The 21,872-nt window shown below is 41.7% G+C and carries 20 protein-coding genes; 5 read left to right on the top strand and 15 right to left on the bottom strand.

Annotated features, from left to right (window positions below):
• Nucleotides 1–75 precede the first annotated feature (75 nt).
• The 6 genes from ACOSV2_RS20275 to sppA all read right to left on the bottom strand — a co-directional run bounded on the left by ACOSV2_RS20275 (nt 76) and on the right by sppA (nt 4,979).
• Nucleotides 76–1,062, bottom strand: a complete 987-nt coding sequence (locus tag ACOSV2_RS20275; RefSeq protein ID WP_428976684.1) for a class I SAM-dependent methyltransferase — start codon at nt 1,060–1,062, stop codon at nt 76–78.
• 132 nt (nt 1,063–1,194) lie between these two features.
• Nucleotides 1,195–1,695, bottom strand: coding sequence for a thiol peroxidase (gene tpx, locus ACOSV2_RS20270; RefSeq protein ID WP_113969752.1), 501 nt, complete (start codon nt 1,693–1,695; stop codon nt 1,195–1,197).
• 130 nt (nt 1,696–1,825) lie between these two features.
• Nucleotides 1,826–2,308, bottom strand: coding sequence for a GerW family sporulation protein (gene ytfJ, locus ACOSV2_RS20265; protein WP_428976641.1), 483 nt, complete (start codon nt 2,306–2,308; stop codon nt 1,826–1,828).
• 15 nt (nt 2,309–2,323) lie between these two features.
• Nucleotides 2,324–3,034 (bottom strand): DUF2953 domain-containing protein, encoded by a 711-nt coding sequence (locus tag ACOSV2_RS20260; protein WP_428976640.1) that lies wholly within the window; start codon nt 3,032–3,034, stop codon nt 2,324–2,326.
• Between the two features lie 377 nt (nt 3,035–3,411).
• Nucleotides 3,412–3,864, bottom strand: coding sequence for an RDD family protein (locus ACOSV2_RS20255; protein WP_428976683.1), 453 nt, complete (start codon nt 3,862–3,864; stop codon nt 3,412–3,414).
• Between the two features lie 104 nt (nt 3,865–3,968).
• Complete coding sequence (sppA, locus tag ACOSV2_RS20250) at nt 3,969–4,979, bottom strand: signal peptide peptidase SppA (RefSeq protein ID WP_428976639.1); 1,011 nt, start codon at nt 4,977–4,979, stop codon at nt 3,969–3,971.
• A gap of 159 nt (nt 4,980–5,138) precedes the next feature.
• On the opposite strand from sppA, the gene ACOSV2_RS20245 reads away from it, so the two are divergent.
• Entirely contained in the window at nt 5,139–5,939 is an 801-nt protein-coding gene (locus ACOSV2_RS20245; protein ID WP_428976638.1) for an NAD kinase, read from the top strand.
• Nucleotides 5,940–6,127: 188 nt separating this feature from the next.
• Here ACOSV2_RS20245 and rarD read toward each other — a convergent pair whose 3' ends face one another.
• The 6 genes from rarD to ACOSV2_RS20215 form a co-directional block, all read right to left on the bottom strand.
• Nucleotides 6,128–7,042, bottom strand: coding sequence for an EamA family transporter RarD (rarD, locus tag ACOSV2_RS20240; protein WP_428976637.1), 915 nt, complete (start codon nt 7,040–7,042; stop codon nt 6,128–6,130).
• Nucleotides 7,043–7,120: 78 nt separating this feature from the next.
• Nucleotides 7,121–8,719 (bottom strand): amidohydrolase, encoded by a 1,599-nt coding sequence (locus ACOSV2_RS20235; RefSeq protein ID WP_428976636.1) that lies wholly within the window; start codon nt 8,717–8,719, stop codon nt 7,121–7,123.
• A 120-nt stretch (nt 8,720–8,839) separates the two neighbouring features.
• Complete coding sequence (gene mbcS / locus ACOSV2_RS20230; RefSeq protein WP_428976635.1) at nt 8,840–10,423, bottom strand: acyl-CoA synthetase MbcS; 1,584 nt, start codon at nt 10,421–10,423, stop codon at nt 8,840–8,842.
• Between the two features lie 415 nt (nt 10,424–10,838).
• Nucleotides 10,839–11,042 (bottom strand): alpha/beta-type small acid-soluble spore protein, encoded by a 204-nt coding sequence (locus ACOSV2_RS20225; protein WP_044339433.1) that lies wholly within the window; start codon nt 11,040–11,042, stop codon nt 10,839–10,841.
• An 85-nt stretch (nt 11,043–11,127) separates the two neighbouring features.
• Nucleotides 11,128–12,339, bottom strand: a complete 1,212-nt coding sequence (thiI, locus tag ACOSV2_RS20220) for a tRNA uracil 4-sulfurtransferase ThiI (protein WP_428976634.1) — start codon at nt 12,337–12,339, stop codon at nt 11,128–11,130.
• The gene (locus ACOSV2_RS20215; RefSeq protein ID WP_428976633.1) at nt 12,336–13,487 is read right to left on the bottom strand and encodes a cysteine desulfurase family protein; all 1,152 of its coding nucleotides are present in this window, start codon (nt 13,485–13,487) and stop codon (nt 12,336–12,338) included. Before ACOSV2_RS20215 ends, thiI begins: the two co-directional genes overlap by 4 nt.
• A 342-nt stretch (nt 13,488–13,829) precedes the next feature.
• On the opposite strand from ACOSV2_RS20215, the gene brnQ reads away from it, so the two are divergent.
• Entirely contained in the window at nt 13,830–15,170 is a 1,341-nt protein-coding gene (gene brnQ, locus ACOSV2_RS20210) for a branched-chain amino acid transport system II carrier protein (RefSeq protein WP_428976632.1), read from the top strand.
• 120 nt (nt 15,171–15,290) lie between these two features.
• On the opposite strand, the gene ezrA is transcribed toward brnQ, so the two are convergent.
• The gene (gene ezrA / locus ACOSV2_RS20205; protein ID WP_428976631.1) at nt 15,291–16,985 is read right to left on the bottom strand and encodes a septation ring formation regulator EzrA; all 1,695 of its coding nucleotides are present in this window, start codon (nt 16,983–16,985) and stop codon (nt 15,291–15,293) included.
• Between the two features lie 356 nt (nt 16,986–17,341).
• Here ezrA and hisJ point away from each other — a divergent pair, with 356 nt between their 5' ends.
• Nucleotides 17,342–18,133: a histidinol-phosphatase HisJ gene (gene hisJ / locus ACOSV2_RS20200; RefSeq protein WP_428976682.1), complete on the top strand. Its 792-nt coding sequence runs from the start codon at nt 17,342–17,344 to the stop codon at nt 18,131–18,133.
• 54 nt (nt 18,134–18,187) lie between these two features.
• Here hisJ and refZ read toward each other — a convergent pair whose 3' ends face one another.
• Nucleotides 18,188–18,841, bottom strand: a complete 654-nt coding sequence (gene refZ / locus ACOSV2_RS20195) for a forespore capture DNA-binding protein RefZ (protein ID WP_428976630.1) — start codon at nt 18,839–18,841, stop codon at nt 18,188–18,190.
• A gap of 283 nt (nt 18,842–19,124) precedes the next feature.
• Here refZ and ACOSV2_RS20190 point away from each other — a divergent pair, with 283 nt between their 5' ends.
• Nucleotides 19,125–19,610, top strand: coding sequence for a GAF domain-containing protein (locus tag ACOSV2_RS20190; RefSeq protein ID WP_428976629.1), 486 nt, complete (start codon nt 19,125–19,127; stop codon nt 19,608–19,610).
• A gap of 243 nt (nt 19,611–19,853) precedes the next feature.
• Entirely contained in the window at nt 19,854–20,495 is a 642-nt protein-coding gene (locus tag ACOSV2_RS20185; protein WP_428976628.1) for a phosphatase PAP2 family protein, read from the top strand.
• 57 nt (nt 20,496–20,552) lie between these two features.
• Here the strand turns inward: ACOSV2_RS20185 and megL are convergent, their stop codons facing one another.
• A complete protein-coding gene (gene megL / locus ACOSV2_RS20180; RefSeq protein WP_428976627.1) occupies nt 20,553–21,734 on the bottom strand; it encodes a methionine gamma-lyase in 1,182 nt (393 codons plus the stop codon).
• Nucleotides 21,735–21,872: the final 138 nt, after the last annotated feature.

Genomic DNA, 21,872 nt, shown 5'->3' with positions numbered 1-21,872 from the left:
GTTTCCTTCATACCCCTAAAAGAAGGGCATTAAAACACAAAAAAACAAGACCGCCATTGGCAGTCCTGTAAATGATTATTGTTTATTCTGTACAAGCCACTGATCGATCTTAGACATGATGTCCTGCAGGGCTCGTTGATTCGATAGGCTTGGCAGCTGGGCAAGCAATACTTCTTTAGGTGGCTTGAGGCCATCTTTTTTCTTTTGAAGGATCAGGATGCTTTTCGCTGAATTTTTGTTTTTGAACAGGGAAAGAGGCAGTTGTAAGAAGCCTTGGATGTCTGCCTTCTCTTTCAAATACGTTTGCAGCTGTGCGCTGTATGGAGATTCGAAAAGTCCATTTGGCACGATGAAGAAAAGGTATCCTCCGTCTTTCGTGTGCTTCAGGCTTTGTTCTATAAACAGATGATGGGCATATGAATGGCCTTCTTCTGCTTTCAACTCATAATCCTGCGCTCTCAGATCGTTCGGGTAATAGCCGATTGGCAGATCACACAATACAAGGTCTACGGGATCAATGAACAGGGGTTCGATTGAATCCTGATTGAAGAGCTGTAATGGATGCTTTTGAAGGTCTGCTCCCACGTATGCGAGCTTGATTAATACTTCATCAATTTCGACCCCGATGGATTGTGTTTCTTTTCCTGGCATTTGATTTAATACCGTCGTCAGGAGGTTTCCTGTTCCGATCGCCGGGTCCAGGATGGTTAGTTTGTCCGAGCCCCGAGTGAATTTATTGACTAAGTAGCTGATAAATAAACCAAGAGAGTCCGGTGTCATTTGATGGTTGGGCTGTACGTTTTCTTTCATCCCTTTTAGTATAGCGAATTGAAAGGCTTTACGAATATTTTCATTCTCCAGCTGAGACAGACTTACTTCATCGTACTTTTTGTTCAGGCGTTTCTTGGTCAGTTCACTTATTTCCTCTTGCAGGACGTCACCCTGAAAAAGGTTTTCCCCTGTTTCGGCAACGGCTTCTAAATAACTGCACTCTAATTCCTCTTGCAGCAGCGTAGCCGTTTCATCGATTATTCCAAATAATGATTCGACTGGCGAATTAATCATCGGCACTCATTCCTTTATCACAATTTCATTCATCTATTTTACCTCTGTCTACAACTTTTGTAAAAAAAACAATGCTGACCTTGGGTAAATCAGGTCAGCATGTCTAAGCATTGTTCAGTTGGGACGGAATTATTTAGCGTTCTTCACTGCTTCAACGGCAGCGTCATAATCCGGGTGGTTCGTTGCTTCGCTCACATATTCCACATAGGTCACTTCATCGTTGCTGTTTAACACGAACACAGCACGTGCAAGCAGACGGAGCTCTTGAATGTGTACGCCGAATGCTTCACCGAAGGAAAGGTCGCGGTGGTCGGATAGAGTTTGAACATTCTCGATTCCGTTTGCCCCGCACCAGCGCTTTTGAGCGAATGGAAGATCCACGGAAATCGTCAATACTTCTACATTATCAAACTTTGTTGCTTCTTCATTGAATTTTCTTGTTTGTGCATCACAAACACCTGTATCGATGGAAGGAACGACACTGATCAAACGCACCTTGCCTTTGGAATCATTCAGTGTGACTTCCGATAAATCATTAGCTAATACTGTGAAGTTAGGAGCTTTGTCCCCTACTTTTACCTCATTACCTAATAGAGTGACAGGGTTATTCTTAAACGTAATGTTTGCCATTATTTGTTCCTCCTCCATAATGATATGTACATGTTAATAGTACAGAAAAACGATACGGTAAAGCAAATCATAGGGGTTCTTTTCAAAAAAAAAGATGAGCCCACTCTTATTAGAGTAAGCCCTCTATCTTTTACAGATCAAGTTTTTGATTGTGATTACCCTGACTGTTATTGTCCTGCTTGTTCTCATTCTTTTTCATCATACCCTGGATTTTGTCGATGGCACCTGGAGCTAAGTCCAGCAGGCGATCGATCAGATGAGTGCTTTCATCCAAGTGAAGCATCTTGATTCCTTTTGAACTCACGATCAGGAAAGCGATCGGCGTGATAGAGACACCGCCCCCGCTACCACCACCGAATGGCTGCTGTTTAGGGGATGACTTGTCACTTCCTCCGTCTCCGCCTTTTCCGCCACCGTCATCTTTGCCTTTGCCGCCATCAATGATGAACTCACTTCCGCCTGCAGCAAATCCAAAGCCAACCTTAGATACTGTCAGGATGACACTTCCATCGGGTGTTTCAACGGGATCACCGATAATCGTATTCACATCGATCATTTCTTTTAAATTTTCCATTGCCGTGGTCATTAGACCTTCAATAGGATGTTCTGACATGTAAAGACCTCCTTATTAAACTGAATGTTTTTCTCCAGAAAGTGTGGAAAGGGGTTTTGTCTTGAACTTAGCCATACCGCCTCTCCAGTACCGAAGTATCTTGAAACCTACTAGGATAGCATTCCCTATGCGAAACTGGATAATACATGAAAATTGAGTTTGGATCACAGCGTGCTGGAAAGTCGGTGTCACCTCTATGACGGGCATGGATTGAAGGCGCATATATCCACTCAGAATGCCGATGATACTTCCTTTCATTCCCCAGATTGTTCCTGTGAGGGTACCTGTTGAAGCTGCATCACCAGTGCCGAATAACGTTTTCCATTGCACATGATCCAATTTGACCTTCTTGAGAAACGACCTGATGATTCTGTGAAGTGATTGGACATGTATGATGATCTCCTTCGTATCATTCAAACTATTTATAAAATCATTTGGAGTGATTTTCTTTTTAGAAACTTTTTTATTTGAAGGATTGCTTTCATTACCTTTTTTCTTCTCTTCCTCAAACACCACATTCGGACCATCGTCATCGAGTTTGACTAACGGAATATCGATTGTATACTTGATCAAGCCAAACCATGCCCTCAGCTTCACCTTGAAATGGTCATTATCATTTCCGTGGTAAAGCGAGAGAGTAACGGTCAGCTTCGTGATAATAAGAAGAAATAAGATCAACAAGATAAGTGCCATAATGATTAGTAACGCCCAAATCCACCAGCTCATATTTTCACACCCTTCAACCTCTTATTATGGCCTTTGCCTGGGAAAATAAACTAAGGAGGAGAGATTTTGTATGGGGTCGGGCATGTTTTATGGAAAAAAAGAGTATTATTTGAAGAAATCACTTGCGATCTTGTATTTTTTCCAGTGACGGGATGATTCTAGGTTAACGCGAGGGCCATCCAGACGTCACCTTTATAATAATTGCGTCGTTCTCCTTTGGAATTGCGTCTTTTTTTCATTTATTGCGTCGTTTCTAACCTTAATTGCGTCGTTTTTCGATTAATTGCGTCGTTTTTAAAATATATGCGTCTTTTTACATTTAATGGAAAGTATAACCTAAAAAAAACCAAACCCATATAAACAGGTTTGGTTTCTATTCATAGTGCCGGATTAAACTCCAACTTCTTCTTTTCCTGAACCACCGTCGTATCAGCAAACAAATCATGTATCCCTTGTTTTTTATTCGTGAAAGCTACCACCACGTAGAGAATAAAGATCGTAGTAGAGATAAATCGGCCGATCAGCTCTCGAAATATAATCGTTCCCCACGAAGGCTTTCTTCCTTTTAAATCAATGACCTTAATGCCGAACACCATTTTACCGATCGTTTGGCTGAAGTATTTGGTCATCAAGATGAAGTAGCTATAGAAGACGATACTTGTTAATATCGAAATCGGTGCAAACATGGAGCCTTCTGAAAGGGAAATATCCAATAGTTTAAAGACTGGATTCACGACTAACCGGGTAATACTGCCAATCACGATAAGGTCCAGTAAGTACGCCCAGAACCTTATCCAAAATCCTGCTAAGTAATATCCATCGTGATTCATGAGCCTTGATGGATCAGGAGATGGGGAGTCGATTTCAATCCGCTCCCGCTCTTCATCATGTAGTACAGAACGATCTTGTGTGTCACTCACTTCCTTCACCTTCCTTATTCAGAGTATAGATACATTAATCGCGGAGAATTTGGCTTAGAGAGCAGCTTCATTAATGCCGCTGCTTCCATGTCCTGCCCTATCATTTTCTTTGCACCCATACTGAAGAATTCGGAGAAAGGATCGCCTGCCGTATATTCAAATACTTGAGCACCTTTTAACTTATAATCTTTTTTCATGGCTTCGATGGTATCCTCTACATAGCCGAATTCGTCAATCAGATTGACTTCTTTGGCCTGGATTCCGTCATATACTCTTCCGTCTGCAATTTTCTTAACCTCTGCTTCTGACATTTCACGGCCACTTGCAATGACATCGACGAAGCCTTCATAGGAATTATCGATCATGGATTGAAGAATCTTTCTCTCTTCTTCCGTCATTTCACGTGTCGGGCTCATGATGTCTTTATACGGTCCGCTCTTGATGGTCACGAAATCAACTCCATATTTCTCTGCAAGCTCCGAGTAGTTGATGCTTTGCATGATGACACCGAGTGAACCGGTCAGTGTTTCCTTGCTTGCGAATATTTTCGTAGCCGGTGCAGATATGTAGTAACCTCCGGAAGCTGCCGTGCCCCCCATTGATACATAAATCGGCTTCTTCGCTTTATCCATGATTTCGACAAGCTTCGAATGAATCTGAGCACTCTCCACGACGCCTCCGCCAGGGGAGTTCACTTTTAAAATAATCCCTTTGACAGATTTATCTTTTTGAACTGCATCCAGCTTATCCATAAAGAGTTCGTGGTTGTATCCCGGGCTTTCAAATAGAGAATTAGCGCCTCCCGTATCCTGAATGACACCCTCTACTTCTAAAACAGCGATCCGTTTTTGAGCATTCCCCTCATCAATCACTTCTTCTGAAAAAGGGTTGTCTGTTGCGCCAAGCATGTCTTCAAAGGCTTTATTAAAATCACCGGTCGCAGCAGATGTAGCGAAATTGACTACGACTGAAACAAAGAATAACACTACAGCAATCCCTAATGCCGTCCATCTTTTTGCATTCATCTTGTATATTCCTCCCTTGTTTACCCTATCTTATGTAAGGATATGAATATCATTCTCATATGAAAACATGATAGAATATTCACTAAGTTAGATTCTAGCAAAATTTTAAGTAAATGGGAAAAATTATCTTATTTTTTTATTTCAGGGAGGGTACATACGATGAATAACCGTCGAAATATTTATTTCTATGCCTTAAATGAAGAAGGGATGCAGGCAAAGCTGGACCGATTATACGAGCTTGCCACCCGTTATGATTTCAATATTGTCGATTCTCCAAAGGCAGCGAATATCATTGTCAGTATCGGAGGGGATGGAACGTTTCTTCAAGCCGTCCGCCAAACCGGGTTCAGACAGGATTGCTTGTATGCAGGTGTTTCTACAGGTGGCACTCTGAGTATGTATTGTGACTTCCATATTGATGACACATCCAAAATGATCGAAGCGATGACAACCGAGCAAATCGAGGTACGCAAATATCCGACCATTGAAATCACCGTCGATAACCAAACCTCCTTCCATTGCCTGAATGAATTCAGCATCCGCTCCGGCATCATCAAAACCTTCGTCATGGACGTATTCATTGATGATAACCATTTTGAAACGTTCCGTGGAGATGGAATGATCATTGCCACGCCGACGGGAAGTACCGCTTATAATAAATCGGTCAGCGGCGCAGTGGTGGATCCAATGCTGCCTTGTATTCAAGTAAGTGAAATGGCGTCCTTGAATAATAACCGCTACCGTACGCTCGGGTCTTCCTTCATTCTTAGTGATAAGCGACGCTTGGTTCTTAAGATTGTTCAGGACGGAAATGACTACCCTGCAATGGGGATGGACAATGAGGCTCTTAGTATTCAACACGTGGAAAAAGTCGAAGCGAAGTTAAGCGATAAAATCATTAAAACGGTCAAATTAAAGGATAATTCGTTCTGGGAGAAAGTGAAGCGTTCGTTTTTATAAAATAATGTGGTTCTGATCGGGTATCAGAACCACATTTTCCTCTCTGTTGCGGAAAAACCAGGCTAACTTGTGCCACTTACGGGTAAACTCGTGCCACTTCCTCCGTCTGTTGTGCCAAATGGTGAACAAAACCAAGGTCCGTCCCTATACAAAACGCTCCAGCATGTGCTGGAGCGTTTTGTATTACATCAAGCGGACAATCTCGCTTCCCGTCTTCGCTTTCGGGCGTATTGCACTCTTGAAGCTGTGAAGATCGTTAAGGCGAGCCATATGAACGTAAACGAAATGAGATGGGTGAATGAGAATGTTTCGTTATAGACCCATATGCCGAGTATCAATGTGAGGGTCGGTGCAATGTATTGCAGGAATCCGACCATATAAAGCGGAATTAGTTGAGCACCCTTAGAAAAGAACAATAAAGGGATGGCGGTTACCGCCCCGGCACCGATCAGTAAGAGGTCCGTCCCTGACGATACATGGAAAAGGGACAGGGATCCCTGATTGTACATGTAGCCAAGGTAGAGTAGTGATAGCGGTGCGATGGTCAGGGTTTCCAGGGTCAGGCCGATGGAGGATTCGACCTGGATGAGTTTTTTGGCTAATCCGTATAGTCCGAAAGAGAATGCAAGACCGACCGCGATCCATGGAAAGTCCCCGTAGGATATCGTTAAAATCAGAACCCCGATCGCCGCCAATCCAAATGAGACCATTTGTGCCTTTGACAAGCTTTCCTTCAGGATGAATACCCCTAACAATACGCTCACAAGGGGATTAATATAATAACCCAGACTTGCTTCGACCATTTGATTTGTATTCACGGCCCATATATAAATGAACCAGTTCGTACTGATCAATAATGAAGCAAGGAGTAAGGCAAACAGCTGCTTCTTTTTCTTAAGAGATGTTTTTAAATATACGGTAAAGTCCTTCCACCGTTTACTTAGGAATAAAAATAACAGCATAAACCAAAAGGACCAAAAAATGCGGTTAGCGAGGATCTCATAGGCGGAAACATGATTTAACCATTTCCAATAGATCGGGAGAATTCCCCATAAAAAATATGAAAAAGCTGTGTAGATGATTCCAGCTTGATCTTGCCTCATAAAAACACCCCCAAAAACTATTTCTGTTTCCGAAATATCTCCATTATATCGGTGAAAAGTTTTGGGGGCAATGTTTATTTATTTTTTTTTATAAACGATGGTCTCGTCTACAATCGTCATATCTACTATTTTATTTAACAATTGGTCGGCATCCACTTTGAACGGATCGATGTCTAAAACGGTAAAGTCCGCCGTATATCCTTCACGAATCTGCCCTCTGTCACTTTCATGGTGACAAGCATAGGCACTTCCTTTAGTAAACAGTGAGAGTGCTTCATACATCGAAAGTTTTTCTTCAGGACGATACTCTGTTTTGTCGGGATCCAATGGATTCGTTCTCGTAACCGCCGCATGAATCCCCCAAAGAGGATTGATCGGTTCGATTGGTGCATCAGATCCACCCGCACATGGAATGCCTTCATCAAGAAGTGTTTTCCATGCATAGTTATACTGCATGTTTTCCTCTCCAAGTCTCTCAACCACCCAAGGGAAATCCGACGCCACGAACCTTGGTTGAATATCAAGAATTAACGGGAGATCCTTAATCTTTTCAATCAGCTCTTTACGCAGGATCTGGGCATGAATGAGTCGATCACGTCTTCCGAAGTGAGATGGCTCTTTCATGATGCTATTCAGTACATTTTCAAAAGCCTGATCACCAATCGTATGAACGGCTATCGGAAGATCATACTTCCTGGCCTTCTTCACAAGTTCAAGAAGTTTTTCGTTTGTATGGATGCTGACTCCTGTCGTACTTGAATCATCGGCATATGGATAGCTTAATAGGGCAGTCCTGCCACCTAAAGCCCCGTCAGCAAAGATCTTCATGGCACCGAATTCAATAAATTGAGTGCCGCCCAGGAAGTGATGGCCGTCTTCCTTCCAATCTTCGATCACTTCATGATGAACCAATAGATGGGCCCTGAATTTTTTCTGGCCTTCGGTGATGGTTTGTACAAATGCATCATACGTTTTCTTAAAGTTTCCATAGTAGCTTAAATCTTCTGTATGACCACCTACCAGTCCGTGCTCCCAGCAGCTTTCGATTCCTTTTGTCAATGCACCCACAAGATAATCGGAGGAGATGGCCGGTAAGGCATCGATCATGAGATCCTGAGCCTTATCCTTTAACAAACCGTTTAATGCCCCATCCTCATCCCTCTCAATCAAACCTCCGGAAGGATCAGGAGTCCCTTCATCGATGCCTGCATTTTTTAAAGCGAGTGAATTCACTACCATGGCATGACGGCAAATGCGTTTCAGGAGTACTGGATGATGGGGTACGACTTCATCAATTTCCCGCTTGGTTAAAACCGCAGCATCACTCCAGAGGTTTTCGTTCCAGCCTTCGCCAATGACCCATTCTCCTTTTTCTAGGCCTTTTGCTTTTTCTTTTATTGCCTCTAATACTTCCTGCTTGCTATTCATACTCGAAAGGTCCAGCCTCATTAACGTTTCGCCATGACCGATCAGATGCATGTGACTATCGACAAACCCGGGAAACATCACTTTTTGCCCAAGATCCACTTCGGACTCAATCGTGAATTGTTCATTCTTTAGCAGGTCATCGGATGAGCCCAGGCCTTTGATGACCCCATCTTCCGTGTAGACCGCTTCAACATGATGTCCTTCCTCTTGCATTGTGTAAATGATTCCGTTTTTCCATAAAGTGCCCATGATGTATACCCCTTCTTTATAAAAAAATTCTGTTTTTCAAATGTACCATATTATAGGAAGAATCTGAAAGAGAAAGGTTTTTCATAAAAACAGAGAGCCCTATAGGCTCCCTATCCCTGATTAGTTTTTAATTGAACTCATCTCTTTTTGTCTCAGCTCAATTCTTCTAATCTTGCCTGAAGTTGTTTTCGGCAATTCTTTCACAAATTCAATTTTACGCGGGTATTTGTACGGTGCGGTTAAGTCTTTAACATGCTGCTGAAGGGCAGGTATCAATTCGGGATCCTCTTGGTTCACATCATTTCGCAATACGACAAAGGCTTTCACGATCAGTCCTCTTACTTCATCCGGACTTCCTACAACGGCACATTCCTGAACCGAGGGGTGCTTGACTAAGGCATCTTCCACTTCGAATGGTCCAATCGTATATCCGGAGCTGATGATGATATCGTCTCCTCTTCCTTCGAACCAGAAGTATCCATCTTCATCTTTTTTCGCTTTATCACCTGTAATGTAGTAATCCCCTCTGAATTGCATCGCCGTCCGTTCGGGATCTTTATAATAATTTTTGAATAGAGCCGGTGTTTCTACATGAACCGCGATATCACCAACTTCTCCTACTTCACATGGATACCCTTCCTCGTTGATGATTTCGACTCTGTTTCCGGGAGTTGGTTTCCCCATTGAGCCCGGTTTCAGCTCCATGCCTTTCATGATGCCGACGAGGAGCGTGTTTTCGGTTTGGCCATAGCCATCACGGACTTCTATATTAAAATGTCTCTTAAAGGCGTCGATGACTTCCCTGTTTAATGGCTCTCCCGCCGATACTGCACTATGTAATTGATTTAGTTTATAGGATCCGAGATCATCCACTTTGGCCATCAGGCGATACTCTGTTGGTGTACAGCACAGAACATTGACTTCATTGTCCTGAAGCAATTGAAGATATTTGTTAGGATCGAATTTCCCTTGATACACAAGTCCAGTGGCCCCGGACCCCAGTACAGACAGGAACGGACTCCAAATCCATTTCTGCCACCCCGGACCTGCAGTAGCCCAAACCGTGTCTCCCTCATCAATGGATAGCCATTCACGAGCTGCCGTCTTCAAGTGAGCGTATGCCCACCCATGAGTATGGACAACCCCTTTAGGGTTTCCAGTCGTACCTGACGTATAAGATAGGAACGCCATATCATCACGCTTTGTATCAGCGAAGGATAATTCTTCAGAAGCTGTTTTCATTTCATCCTCTAACGCAATCCATCCTTCTTGTTTGTCTCCCACAACGAACTTTTGGAGATTTTCCATTCCTCTTACGTTTTCAAACTGCTCAACAAATGGAGAGTAAGCTACAATTCCTTTTACGTCACCGTGGTCGATTCTGTATTCAAGATCCTTCGTCCTAAGCATTTCTGAACTTGGGATCACCACGAGCCCGGATTTCAGAGCAGCAAGGTACACAGCGTAAGCCTCAATTAAACGGGGAACCATCACAAGAATGACATCGCCTTTTTCCAGGTTCGAATCCGAGAAAACGTTTCCAATTTTATTTACATTCTTCAATAATTCCTGGTAGGTGATTTCGGCTTTCGTTCCCTCTTCGTCTTCCCATTTAATTGCAAGCTTCTGTTGATCACTTGCGTACTTCTCTACTTCCTCTACTAAATTGTACTTTTCTGGTGCAATAAGTTCTTCCCTCTTCATTCTGACTCCCCCTTGTTTGTCGATTCTTCTCTATTATACAAAATAATTCAAATTTTTTAAATTATTCGTTTATATTTTTCCTATATACAAATTATGAGGATTTTCGACAAAGGATCATAATTTTGAATTCTGGATCATATTTTCGAATTTCGGATCATATTTTCGAATTCTGGATTATATCTCCCCATTCTGGATCATATATCCGAATTCCGGATCAAAAGTAATCAAAACCTGCTCATAAAATGGATCGAGTGCTCTTTTTACAATGGAAAAGCAGACTAACGCCCACTTTTTATCACAACATATTACCTTTAAAGCTTTTATTTTCATCATCAGGTCCAAGGATATCTTAATTCGCTCAAGACAAAATAAAAAGGAGCGAGAGAATCTCGCTCCTTGTAGCCATTGTATTTAATTATTTTGCGTATCCGCCACCGATTTGTTGTTCAGCCATTTGAACTAAACGTTTAGTGATTTCACCACCTACAGAACCGTTAGCGCGTGCTGTTGCATCTGGACCAAGTTGAACTCCGAATTCTGAAGCGATTTCGTATTTCATTTGGTCGATTGCTTGTTGAGCTCCTGGAGCTACTAATTGATTTGAACTTCTGTTTGCCATGTGTTTTCACCTCCTTGTGAGTATAGATTGTGTAAAAACACATGGCTTCATACAAGGAAAATTGTTGGTAAATAATCCTAAATTTTTAGAGTAGTTCGTCAAAGGTTTTTTCTACATTTGAACCTGTCGATCCATTGATCGTAATGGTTTCTGTTCCATCGACGGCTTCTTTAATAAGAGTATCAAAATCAACAAAGCTTTCATAATACGTCACTTTATCTTTTTTAGGTCTTGTTTTTGGTGCAGGCGGCGTGAAAATGGTACAGCAGTCTTCATATGGAAGAATCGAGATATCATGCGTATCGATCTTTTGAGCGATATCAATGATTTCAAGCTTGTCCATGGCGATGAGCGGTCGCAGTACCGGTGTATTCGTCACATCGTTTATGGCCTGCATGCTTTCTAACGTCTGACTCGCTACCTGTCCAAGACTTTCCCCGGTCACCAGGGCCAAACCTTCATTCTTTTCACGAATCTCATCTGCAATCCGGAGCATCATTCGTCTCGTTGAAGTCATCGTGTAATTTTCAGGAACCTGATCATGAATGGTTTGCTGAACTTTCGTGAACGGTACTATATGCAATTTCACCTTTCCACTGAATGCAGACAGTTTCTTGGTAAGATCGATCACCTTTTGCTTTGCCCGCTCACTTGTAAAAGGTGGGCTGTGGAAATGAACTGCCTCTACCTCGACGCCTCTTTTCATCGTTAAATAACCGGCTACCGGGCTATCGATTCCTCCTGATAGCATGAGCATGGCTTTTCCGCTTGCACCAACCGGCATACCCGTTGATCCCTGATAGATTTCGGAGGAGAGATAGACACCCTCCTTTCTTACTTCTACATTCAGGTTAATATCGGGCTTTTTCACATCCACTTTTAAACCGTCCATGTTTCGGAGGATGTAGGATCCCACTTCGTAATTCAATTCGTTTGTATCCATGGAGAACTTTTTATCCGCTCTGCGGGCAGACACCTTAAAGGTTTTCCCCGGTGCGAAACTCTTTTGCACAAGAGCCAACCCTGCTCTGTTTATTTCTTCGATATCCTGAGCCACTTTTACAACTGGACTGAAGGATTGGATCCCAAAGATTTTCTCCAATCTTGGAATGATCTCTTCCCCGTTCTCGTCTCCTAACTGGATATGAAGTCGATCCCGGCTTGCTGAAACTGAAATCGTCGGGAAATCCTTCAATGCCTGCAAAATATTTTCCCGCAGCTTTGCCGTGAACATCTTTCGATTTCTACCTTTTGTTGAAATTTCACCGTATCTTACTAGTATGCGATTATAATTCATCGTGATCTCCTCATTGTCTTTTGTAATAGTTCTATTTCTTTCTTAAGTAACTGTATGAACTGCCGGCACTCTTCCATCGTATTGTGAAAAGATAGACTGACCCGGATGGAGCTGTTCGCCTGGCTTTTTGATACACCCATCGATAGAAGCGTTTGACTTGGCTTACTTTGCTTTGATGAACATGCACTGGTTGTGGACACAAACACCTCATGCAGGTCTAATGCATGAACGACGACCTCACCTTTGAAACCTTCTATAGAAAAATTAAGGATGTGAGGAGCATGATTCTCTACTGGTGTATGAACAGTCACACCTTCCATTTCTCCCAGTTCTCTTCTTACATATCGTTGGTTTTCCTCCATGATAGGAAGCTGTTGTTTACTTTCTGCCAGGTGCATCCTTAATGCCTTTGCAAAGGACACGATTCCACCTGTATTTTCCGTACCGCTTCTGAGATTCCCTTCCTGCTCTCCCCCTGAAATGATCGGAGAAAGCTCAAGTCCGTCCCTCACGAATAGCATTCCCGTTCCTTTAATGCCATGAATTTTATGTGCGGAAATGGTGCATAAATCAATAAGCTTTTCGTGGAGAATAAGGGGGACCTTCCCGCACGCCTGAACAGCATCAACGTGAAAAAGGATCTTTGGATAGTCCGAAAGCAGCATCCCAATTTCCCGGATGGGCTGGACACTCCCGATTTCGTTGTTCACCTGCATGACCGATACGAGGATGGTGTCTTCCTGAATGGCGGCTTTTACTTGTTCAGGTTTTATCCTTCCTTGTGCATCGACATCAAGATAGGTCACTGAATACCCAAACACCTCTAATTGTTTAACGGCATTGAGAACGGAAGGGTGTTCAATATTCGTCGTAATAATATGCTTCCCTCTGTGCCCGTATTGTAGAGCCGTCCCCTTTATTGCCAGGTTATTCGATTCTGTTCCACCAGAGGTGAAGAATACCTCTTTATGCTTTATATCTAATAATGAAGCCACTTGTTCCCTGGACTGTTGAATTAATTTCTCAATCCGCCCTCCAAAGGAATGAATCGATGAAGGATTAGCATAGAAGTGTTCATTCACTTTAATAAATGTATCCAATACTTCCTTATATGGCTTGGTTGTTGCACTATTATCTAAATAAATCAAGATTTCACCTTCTTTTACTTGTGGTGACCTGCAGATTTCACAGTAATATATTCAATCATTAATCTTACCATAAATCATCCCGAACCCAAATCTTATTCAACATGCAGGGCAAGATATTATTGTAGCAATACTAATTTTCTAAGATTTTTCGATTATTTTTAGCAATTTCCAAAAATAATCATTGAAAAATGACAGAATTTTTGCGAGAATCATAAAGGAAATAATCGCAAAAGTTATTTAAATATACTAAATTGTAAGACTATTTAGTTTTTCGACATTTTTCTACAATCTTATGATAAGATAATTTTGCTTATGATAACGATTACAAACGGAGGGGTATATATGAGAGAGAAAGCGCTGTCATTCAGCCAGATCTTTACGATAGGATTAATGCTCTTCGCTCTTTTCCTCGGAGCAGGTAATATGATTTTTCCGCCATTCTTAGGCCAGCAGGCCGGGGAACATGTTTGGACCGGTATTATCGGTTTTCTCATTACTGGAGTAGGACTTCCTTTATTGGGCGTGATCGCCATCGCCAAATCTGGAGGGGATCTTCAGACACTTGCAAACCGTGTTCATCCTTTATATGGACTCATCTTCACGATTGTGATGTACTTGGCCATTGGACCATTTTTCGGGATTCCAAGAACCGGCACGGTTGCTTATGAAATCGGAGTGATCCCATTTTTACCTGAAGATGTTGCAAAATACGGAACACCTTTATTCATTTATACGATCATCTTTTTTGGATTAACCGCATGGCTTGCGATGAATCCTTCAAAGCTCGTAGACAGAATCGGAAAGATATTAACACCTTCCCTTATCGTGATTCTGACGATTCTAGTGGTTAAGAGTATTGTAACTCCAATGGGAGATTTCGGAGCACCGAACCCCGCTTATCAGGATGGAGCGCTATTCAAGGGATTCATCGAGGGGTATTTAACGATGGATACCATCGCCGCTTTAGTATTCGGGATTGTGGTCATTAATTCCATTAAAGACCGTGGTGTAACGAGTAAAGCAAACCTGACGCGCATCACGATCATTGCAGGGGTCATCGCGGCCATCGGTTTAGCACTTGTGTATTTATCCTTAAGTTACATTGGAGCTACAAGTACAGATTCCATCGGTACACAAGCTAATGGTGGTGCCATACTATCTGCGTCAGCGAGTCATTTATTCGGCTCATCAGGAACCATTATCCTGGGACTGGCGATTACGTTTGCATGTATCACTACGTCAGTCGGACTCGTTTCTGCATGTTCACAATATTTCGCAAAGATTATTCCTGTATCTTATCCGAAGTTAGTGATCATCATGTCTCTATTTAGTATGATTATTGCCAATATTGGGTTGACTCAGCTGATTGCTGTATCATTACCGGTACTCATCTTCATCTATCCATTGGCCATCGTATTGATCTTACTGTCATTCATGCATAACGGATTTAACGGCTATTCTCTCGTATACGTGGGAGCTTTAATTCCAACAGGCTTGATCAGTTTAATTGATGGGATTAAAACTGCCGGAATCGACGTGACAGCCATCAGTCAATCACTTGAATTCCTTCCTTTCTATACACAAGGGATCGGTTGGTTAGTGCCGGCCATGATCGGTGCAATCATTGGATTCGTTATTGCCGCACTTGCGGGTCAGACAAAGCGGACGATTGAAGCCAGTTAAGACCATAAACTTCAATGGGAATTGGCATGTCGCCTCTGGCCCATCGAACTTGGCAGCATATGAAAAAGGACTGATTTAGAATAAATCTTCTAAATCAGTCCTTTTTATTTATGATGAATATTATTTTTCCTCAAGATCCATCATTTTCTCGATTTTCTTAAGAGCACCCGGCTCTACTTTTTCAATCGTTGTTGCGGCTTCTTCCAATGCTTTGCGGTAATCATAGTGACGGAAGGATTCTTCAGCAGACTGAAGACCTTCCCTGACAGAACTATACTTACTGCGATAGCGATTTCCGTACTGGATGATTTTCTCGGATAGAAGGACGTTTTCGATCAGGTCTCCCGTCTTCGAGTAAAAATGATCGACGGTGTCTTCCGCTCCCAGTAGCGTTTCTTGAACAAACTTCATGTTTAAAGGCTTCTCGGTTAAGCTGGCATTCACCTGCTCGATCTTCCGATGGACCTCATCGAGAAGATCTTTGTAATCAGCCGGTAAGCCCGGTACATTACTCTTTGAAATCATGCGGCTCGCTTCAGCCACTTTTTTCTTAAGCTCCTGGATTTTTTCCCGGGTTGCCAGTTCATCCTTACGCAAGTTTTGTAAGTAGATGGAGAACTCACTCTGGTCCCGATTCAGTTCTTCCAGGCCGTTTCTGATTTCTTTCAGTTCATCACTTAGTGAGGAGTACGCAGTTTCATTCAATTCTTCTTTATTCATCAACATTTCGTGACGCTTTGAAAGCTGAATGATCTTCGTCTCAATTTCATACGGAGTATCAAGGTCCGCATCTTGAAGATGGTAGCCTTGTTTCACAAGTGTTACTTCAGATTGAATATCTTCATTATCTTCCTTGGCCTTGATCAATCCTTCAGTCGTTTGATCTTTATACTGCTGGACAAAATGTTTGGCATGTACTTCTTTTTCCAGCAAATCATAAAGGTTCTCGACCTTTACTTTAATTTCCTGAATTCCTTCTTCTACCTCTTCTACCTTCAGCTCTTCAAGGTTTTTATTAAAGTGGAGCAGGGTTTCCTTTAGGGATGCAACCTCTTTCTCTACTTCAATATGATCAAGCATGTATCCTTGACCTTTCATCTCCACGTAACCCGCTTCAAGCTCGGACAACTGTACAGGCAAAAGATTTTCGCAATCGGTGATTAGTTTCGGAACCGTCTCCATTTTGTAGGAAACATCCTTCATTTCCTGTGCCAGACTAAGGACGATTTCTCTTGCATCCAGATAATTCCCCTGCTCTGTTAAGTCATTGAATTGAACCATTTGTTCAGAGAGCTTATCCAGAATGTTTTCTATGTACTTAGCGGTTTGACCATATGTATGACGATACGCAAGTAACTGCTTTTTACTGTTCCGATATTCTTCTTGAAGAGATTGAATTTCTTCACGGTTCTTCTCTTCACTGCCGATCAGTTCATTTAACTCTGTCAGAATTTGCTCGATCTTCTGTTCTGTTTCAGTCAGAACATTGTCGATTCGGGACAGGGTCTCTTTTGTTTTCGTAAAACGAAATTTATCGGTGTACTCTTCTGCATCAAACAGTAGTTCTTCCACATCAGGAAGCTGCACAGCAACAATCTCATCCCATCCTTGTCTCCAACCGTCAAACAATTCTTCTGTTTGCCCCGTCATATTCAGTTGCTTCACTTTGGAGAGTTCGTCTGAAACCGGCTTGTTCATAATATCTATTTTCCAAGCTTCATAGCGATCAATTTCAGCGTAATATTTTTTTCTAGAGATAAATCCGATAAGGAATACGATTAAGATAAGTATTATTCCAGCGATGACGTATTGCATCTTAAGCCCCCTGTTCAACTATTCAGTAGACATCTATATCAATATGAATGTTCATTGTTTCATTAATAAATTCTCATTGTTATAATGATACCATGTTAACGACAATTTTTGACTATTAATTTCTAATTTTTCAGTGATAAAAAGTCAATTTCAGCAATTTCAAGGGAAAATTGACTTTTTTATATGTATTTTTAATATTAGTTTTAATTATAATGGCTATTTTCGTAAAGATTGTTGTTGTTTATTCTGAAGCGAGTAGTAGTTGATTTCTGCTACATGGTGCTCCAATCAACTTCAGCCCTTTTATTAACAGAACTTTTTCATACTAAAAAAAAACAAGGAAGTGAAGTCTTTTGGTGAAGGTGGACGGACATATTCATACCCCTTTTTGTCCCCATGGAAGTGACGATACATTTGAGATGTATATCGAGAGAGCACTCTCCCTAAATTATTCTGGTATAACATTTACGGAGCATGCTCCACTTCCCCAGGGCTTTGAAGATACAACTCCGGACAAGGATAGCGGAATGGATCCATCGCATCTTTTGGAATATTTTCAAACTCTGGATTTCCTCAAGGAGAAGTACAAAGATAGAATCACGATTCGGTCAGGATTAGAGGTCGATTACATTGCAGGCTTTGAAAAAGAAACAGCCGAATTTTTAAATGTTTACGGACCTCGATTGGATGATAGCATTCTTTCCGTCCATTTTTTACAACACGAGGGAAAATGGGATTGCCTGGACTTCAGTCCCGATGTATTCCAATCTATGATTGATTATTACGGATCCGTCGATGCGATTTACGAACGCTATTATGATACGGTAGTAAAGTCGATCAGGGCTGATTTGGGTCCCTTTAAGCCAAAGCGTATCGGTCATATGACCCTCGTGAAGAAATTCCAGCAGCTCTATCCTGCCTCTCATGCTTTTTCTGATAAAACCTCTTTGATTTTAAGAGAGATGGCAGCTAGGAATTTGGAGTTGGACCATAATGGAGCCGGCCTGGTGAAGCCATACTGTGGTGAACCCTATCCGCCAACTGATATCATTCAACAAGCCCTTTCCTTAGGAATCAAAACCGTGTATGGGTCCGATGCCCATACAGCCGCAGGTGTCGGTCAAGGCAGAGCAGAGATGCAAGGATAAAAACAAAGAACTCTTCTATTAACTTCGAAGAGTTCTTTTGTGGCTTTTCCCTGCTTAGATAATAAGTTCTTTCTTCATGATTTCCTTCGCTTCGGAAACGAGGAGTAAATCAATCCACTGATCAATATTTTTATAGTATTGATCGATAAAATAATACTCCTGTGGGAACATTTGCCACACTTCCCTTAGTTGCTGACTATTGAGAAACGGCATTGTCAGCATGGATTTAAGCTGAATCACCAAAAAGCTTACAGGCTGTTTCTTCAGAGCATGATCTTTCATCCCCTGTTCAAATAATCGCTTCATATAATGTCTTTCTTTCATTAAGTAGGAAGAAATGATTTCACGCACAACCTGCGAATCAATCGAAACTTCCCTCCAGATGAACCTGGATAATTGGTGATGTTCACTTTGGAATTTCAAGATTTTATACACTGCCCGCTTCAAGCATAAATCTGCACTAACATAGTTCAAGGCTTCCACTTCTTCCTGAAGAAAGCGCAGATACTGTTCAAAGAAATGAGTGAAGCACGCTTCCAGCACACCCTGCTTCCCTTTAAAATAATAGGAAATGGTAGCGGGGTTAACCTTCGCTCTTTTTGCTATATCCCGGACAGAGGTCCCATCAAAGCCATGATCATAAAACAAATACACGGCTGCTTGAAAAATGGCTTCTTTCGTCGTAATGGAAGTATCTAGTTTTTTCATATTTCCCCTTCTTTCAAATATGATAGGCGTATGAAAAAAACAGTGACGAGGATTCACTCTATTAAAAATCTTTTGATAAAAAATCTTAATCATTGAAGGTTTGGATGAATTATGCTAAAAATGGTTCAATAGATGTTTCTATTATAGTTTGTTTACTCAAAGAATTCGTGTTTTCATGTGGATTTCCTTTAAGTATTTCTCGACAGTATTTGTTGTTTAGATGGCTCGGGGGAACAACTGGACGTGAAATAACGCACATTTTGTAGAATTGGGGGAGTTGTTGGTGTTTAAAGCAGAAAAATATCAAGGTACAAAGGAACAGGGCTATGGTCTTGTAACGAAACAACTAAAAGCTCTATTAGAAGGCGAACCAAATCAAATCGCAAATTTAAGCAATGCTTCCGCCCTTTTAAATCAATTTATGGACCGTATTAACTGGGTAGGCTTTTATTTATATGAAGAAGAAAGCAATCAATTGGTGTTAGGACCATTCCAGGGACTGCCTGCATGCGTAAGGATCCCATTGGGAAGAGGCGTTTGCGGTACATCGGCAAGTGAACAAAAAACACTTTTGATCGATGATGTTCATCAATTCCCCGGGCACATCGCATGTGATGCAGCCTCTCAATCAGAGATTGTCATCCCTCTAGTGAAAGAAGGAAAACTGATCGGAGTCCTGGATATTGATAGTCCGGAAAAAGCGAGATTTGATGGAGAAGATCAGAAGTATTTGGAACTCTTTGTGGAAGAGCTTTTAAAGCATCTCTAATACGGGATCATTAAGATAGCACCCTGCTGGAAATATGATTTTTCATATCCGGCAGGGTCTTTTTTTTGTTCAGAATGAAAGTTTGGAGTTGTCAAAACCTGCCACGAATAAAAGTTTGCGTTTCTCTACCGTGTAAAAAGGGAAGAGAGTAACGTAAAAGAGAGCTTTAAACTGGAACAGGCAATTTCCACTCTATATTCCATACAATATCCAGAAGGAATTCCAGGTAAGAAGGGGTGTAATATGAGCGATAAGAAAAAAGACTTACCCTATTTATTATATTTTCTAGTGATGCCGGCATTAGGGTTGTTATATAAACTTTTAAATACGGATACCCGTGAAGCGGTCATCCTTTCTACAGATATTGATGCATTGATCCCATTCGTGCCGGTGTTTATTGTGCCATATATAATCTGGTACGCATTTATTTTAGGATATCTTTTTTACTTTTGGTATAAAGACATCCCTATCTTTATAAAAACACTGAGCGTCATTGTCATTGGTGAGTTGGTTTGTTTCGTTATTTATTTTTATTTTCAGACAACAGTACCCCGTCCCGATCTTGCGGGAGACGGCGTGTTTATCAATCTTGTTCGTATGATCTATAGTCATGATCAGCCGTATAATGCTTTTCCAAGCATCCATGTTTTAACGACATTTTCAATCATTCTCGCCAATATCAACATTAAGAATAAACATTCGTTTCACTCTGCCTTTGTGCCGATAATGGGCTCATTGATTATCGTTTCAACCCTTTTTGTTAAACAACATTATATTCTCGACATGGTTGGCTCGATTTTTTTAACGGTGTTCATTTACAGCATTATTTTTGAGCTTTATGGAGAAAGTGCAAAGAAGTCAAATCAAGCCTACTTGAAAGAATAAAACACCCTCCCCTGCAAAACAGGAAGGACCGCTAATCAGGTTCCTTCCTGTTTTTCCTTATGCCTTATTCAACGCCTGTGATAAATCATTCCATATATCCTCCGGTGCTTCCAATCCTACGGAAAGCCTTAGGAGCGTGTCACTGATTCCCATGTTTTTTCTCGACTCTTCTGGTACGACTGCATGAGTCATGGTTGCCGGATGCTGGATTAATGTTTCTGCATCCCCCAGACTTACGGCAATCTTGATCATCTCCAGATCATCCATAAGCTTCTGGGCCTCTTCTTTCGAACCTTTTATCGTAAAGGAAATCATTCCTCCGGCTTTTTTCATTTGTTTCTTCATGACCTTATGCTGCGGGTGATTGGAATGCCCCGGGTAGATGACGGTTTCTACTGCCGGATGCTCGGCTAATAGACCTGCAATCTTCTCAGCACTTTCACAGTGACGATCCATTCGGACGGCCAATGTTTTTAACCCTCGCAATAATAGCCATGCATCAAAGGGAGAAATGATTCCTCCAATATCCTTCTGAGTCGTCATGCGAATTTCAGCCATCTTCTCCTCTGATCCCACAACGAGCCCCGCGACCACATCTCCATGACCTCCAATGTACTTCGTCGCGCTATGGATGACAATATCGCATCCCAGTTCCAATGGTCTCTGTAGGTATGGAGAGCAGAATGTATTATCGACCACTACAGGAATCCCTTTTTCACGGGCGACCTTCACGACTAGCTCAAGATCAATTAACTGCATAGTCGGATTGATGGGTGTTTCTACATAAATACAGCTCGTTTGTTCTGTGATTTTCTCCCGGATTTCCTCTTCTGTACTCATGGGAGAAAAGTCATGCTGAATGGCAAATTTCTCTTGAAGCAGCTGAAGTAAGCCGAACGTACAGCCATAGACCCCTTGAGAGCATAGGATATGATCTCCTGATTTGGTTAAGGAGAATAACACGGCGGATACAGCGGCCATACCGGAACCAAAGGCAAGGGCAGACCCGCCTCCCTCTAACGATGCCATTCTGTCTTCCAGAATCGATACTGTCGGATTTCCCAATCTTGAATATATATATCCTTCCTCTTCACCGGCAAATCGATTTTCCCCTTGTTTCGCATTTGCAAAGGTATAAGTAGAAGTTTGATATAAAGGCGGCGCTAAACTATCAAAATGCTGAGATGATGCATACCCCTCATGAATCACCCTTGTTTCAAAACGCTTCTCTTCTTTCATACAGTATTCCTCCCAGTATTCCCTTTAAGTCTAAGTAACTACTATTCTAGAATATGATAACCACGACAAAAAAGAAAGCGGTTACACTAAAGTGGTAAAGGGAAATGGCCAAAAAAAAGAACCCGGATGAGTCATATC

The sequence above is a fragment of the Rossellomorea sp. DUT-2 genome, from assembly GCF_052665285.1.
Note: the sequence above shows the minus strand (reverse complement) of the source record. Positions and strands in the feature narration are given on the sequence as shown.

What these genes read in the sequence shown, in the direction of transcription:
- tpx (WP_113969752.1), bottom strand. Translation starts at nt 1,695, where the DNA reads ATGGCAAACATTACGTTTAAGAATAACCCTGTCACTCTATTAGGTAAT.
- ytfJ (WP_428976641.1), bottom strand. Translation starts at nt 2,308, where the DNA reads ATGTCAGAACATCCTATTGAAGGTCTAATGACCACGGCAATGGAAAAT.
- ACOSV2_RS20260 (WP_428976640.1), bottom strand. Translation starts at nt 3,034, where the DNA reads ATGAGCTGGTGGATTTGGGCGTTACTAATCATTATGGCACTTATCTTG.
- ACOSV2_RS20255 (WP_428976683.1), bottom strand. Translation starts at nt 3,864, where the DNA reads ATGAATCACGATGGATATTACTTAGCAGGATTTTGGATAAGGTTCTGG.
- sppA (WP_428976639.1), bottom strand. Translation starts at nt 4,979, where the DNA reads ATGAATGCAAAAAGATGGACGGCATTAGGGATTGCTGTAGTGTTATTC.
- ACOSV2_RS20245 (WP_428976638.1), top strand. Translation starts at nt 5,139, where the DNA reads ATGAATAACCGTCGAAATATTTATTTCTATGCCTTAAATGAAGAAGGG.
- rarD (WP_428976637.1), bottom strand. Translation starts at nt 7,042, where the DNA reads ATGAGGCAAGATCAAGCTGGAATCATCTACACAGCTTTTTCATATTTT.
- ACOSV2_RS20235 (WP_428976636.1), bottom strand. Translation starts at nt 8,719, where the DNA reads ATGGGCACTTTATGGAAAAACGGAATCATTTACACAATGCAAGAGGAA.
- mbcS (WP_428976635.1), bottom strand. Translation starts at nt 10,423, where the DNA reads ATGAAGAGGGAAGAACTTATTGCACCAGAAAAGTACAATTTAGTAGAG.
- ACOSV2_RS20225 (WP_044339433.1), bottom strand. Translation starts at nt 11,042, where the DNA reads ATGGCAAACAGAAGTTCAAATCAATTAGTAGCTCCAGGAGCTCAACAA.
- thiI (WP_428976634.1), bottom strand. Translation starts at nt 12,339, where the DNA reads ATGAATTATAATCGCATACTAGTAAGATACGGTGAAATTTCAACAAAA.
- brnQ (WP_428976632.1), top strand. Translation starts at nt 13,830, where the DNA reads ATGAGAGAGAAAGCGCTGTCATTCAGCCAGATCTTTACGATAGGATTA.
- ezrA (WP_428976631.1), bottom strand. Translation starts at nt 16,985, where the DNA reads ATGCAATACGTCATCGCTGGAATAATACTTATCTTAATCGTATTCCTT.
- refZ (WP_428976630.1), bottom strand. Translation starts at nt 18,841, where the DNA reads ATGAAAAAACTAGATACTTCCATTACGACGAAAGAAGCCATTTTTCAA.
- ACOSV2_RS20185 (WP_428976628.1), top strand. Translation starts at nt 19,854, where the DNA reads ATGAGCGATAAGAAAAAAGACTTACCCTATTTATTATATTTTCTAGTG.
- megL (WP_428976627.1), bottom strand. Translation starts at nt 21,734, where the DNA reads ATGAAAGAAGAGAAGCGTTTTGAAACAAGGGTGATTCATGAGGGGTAT.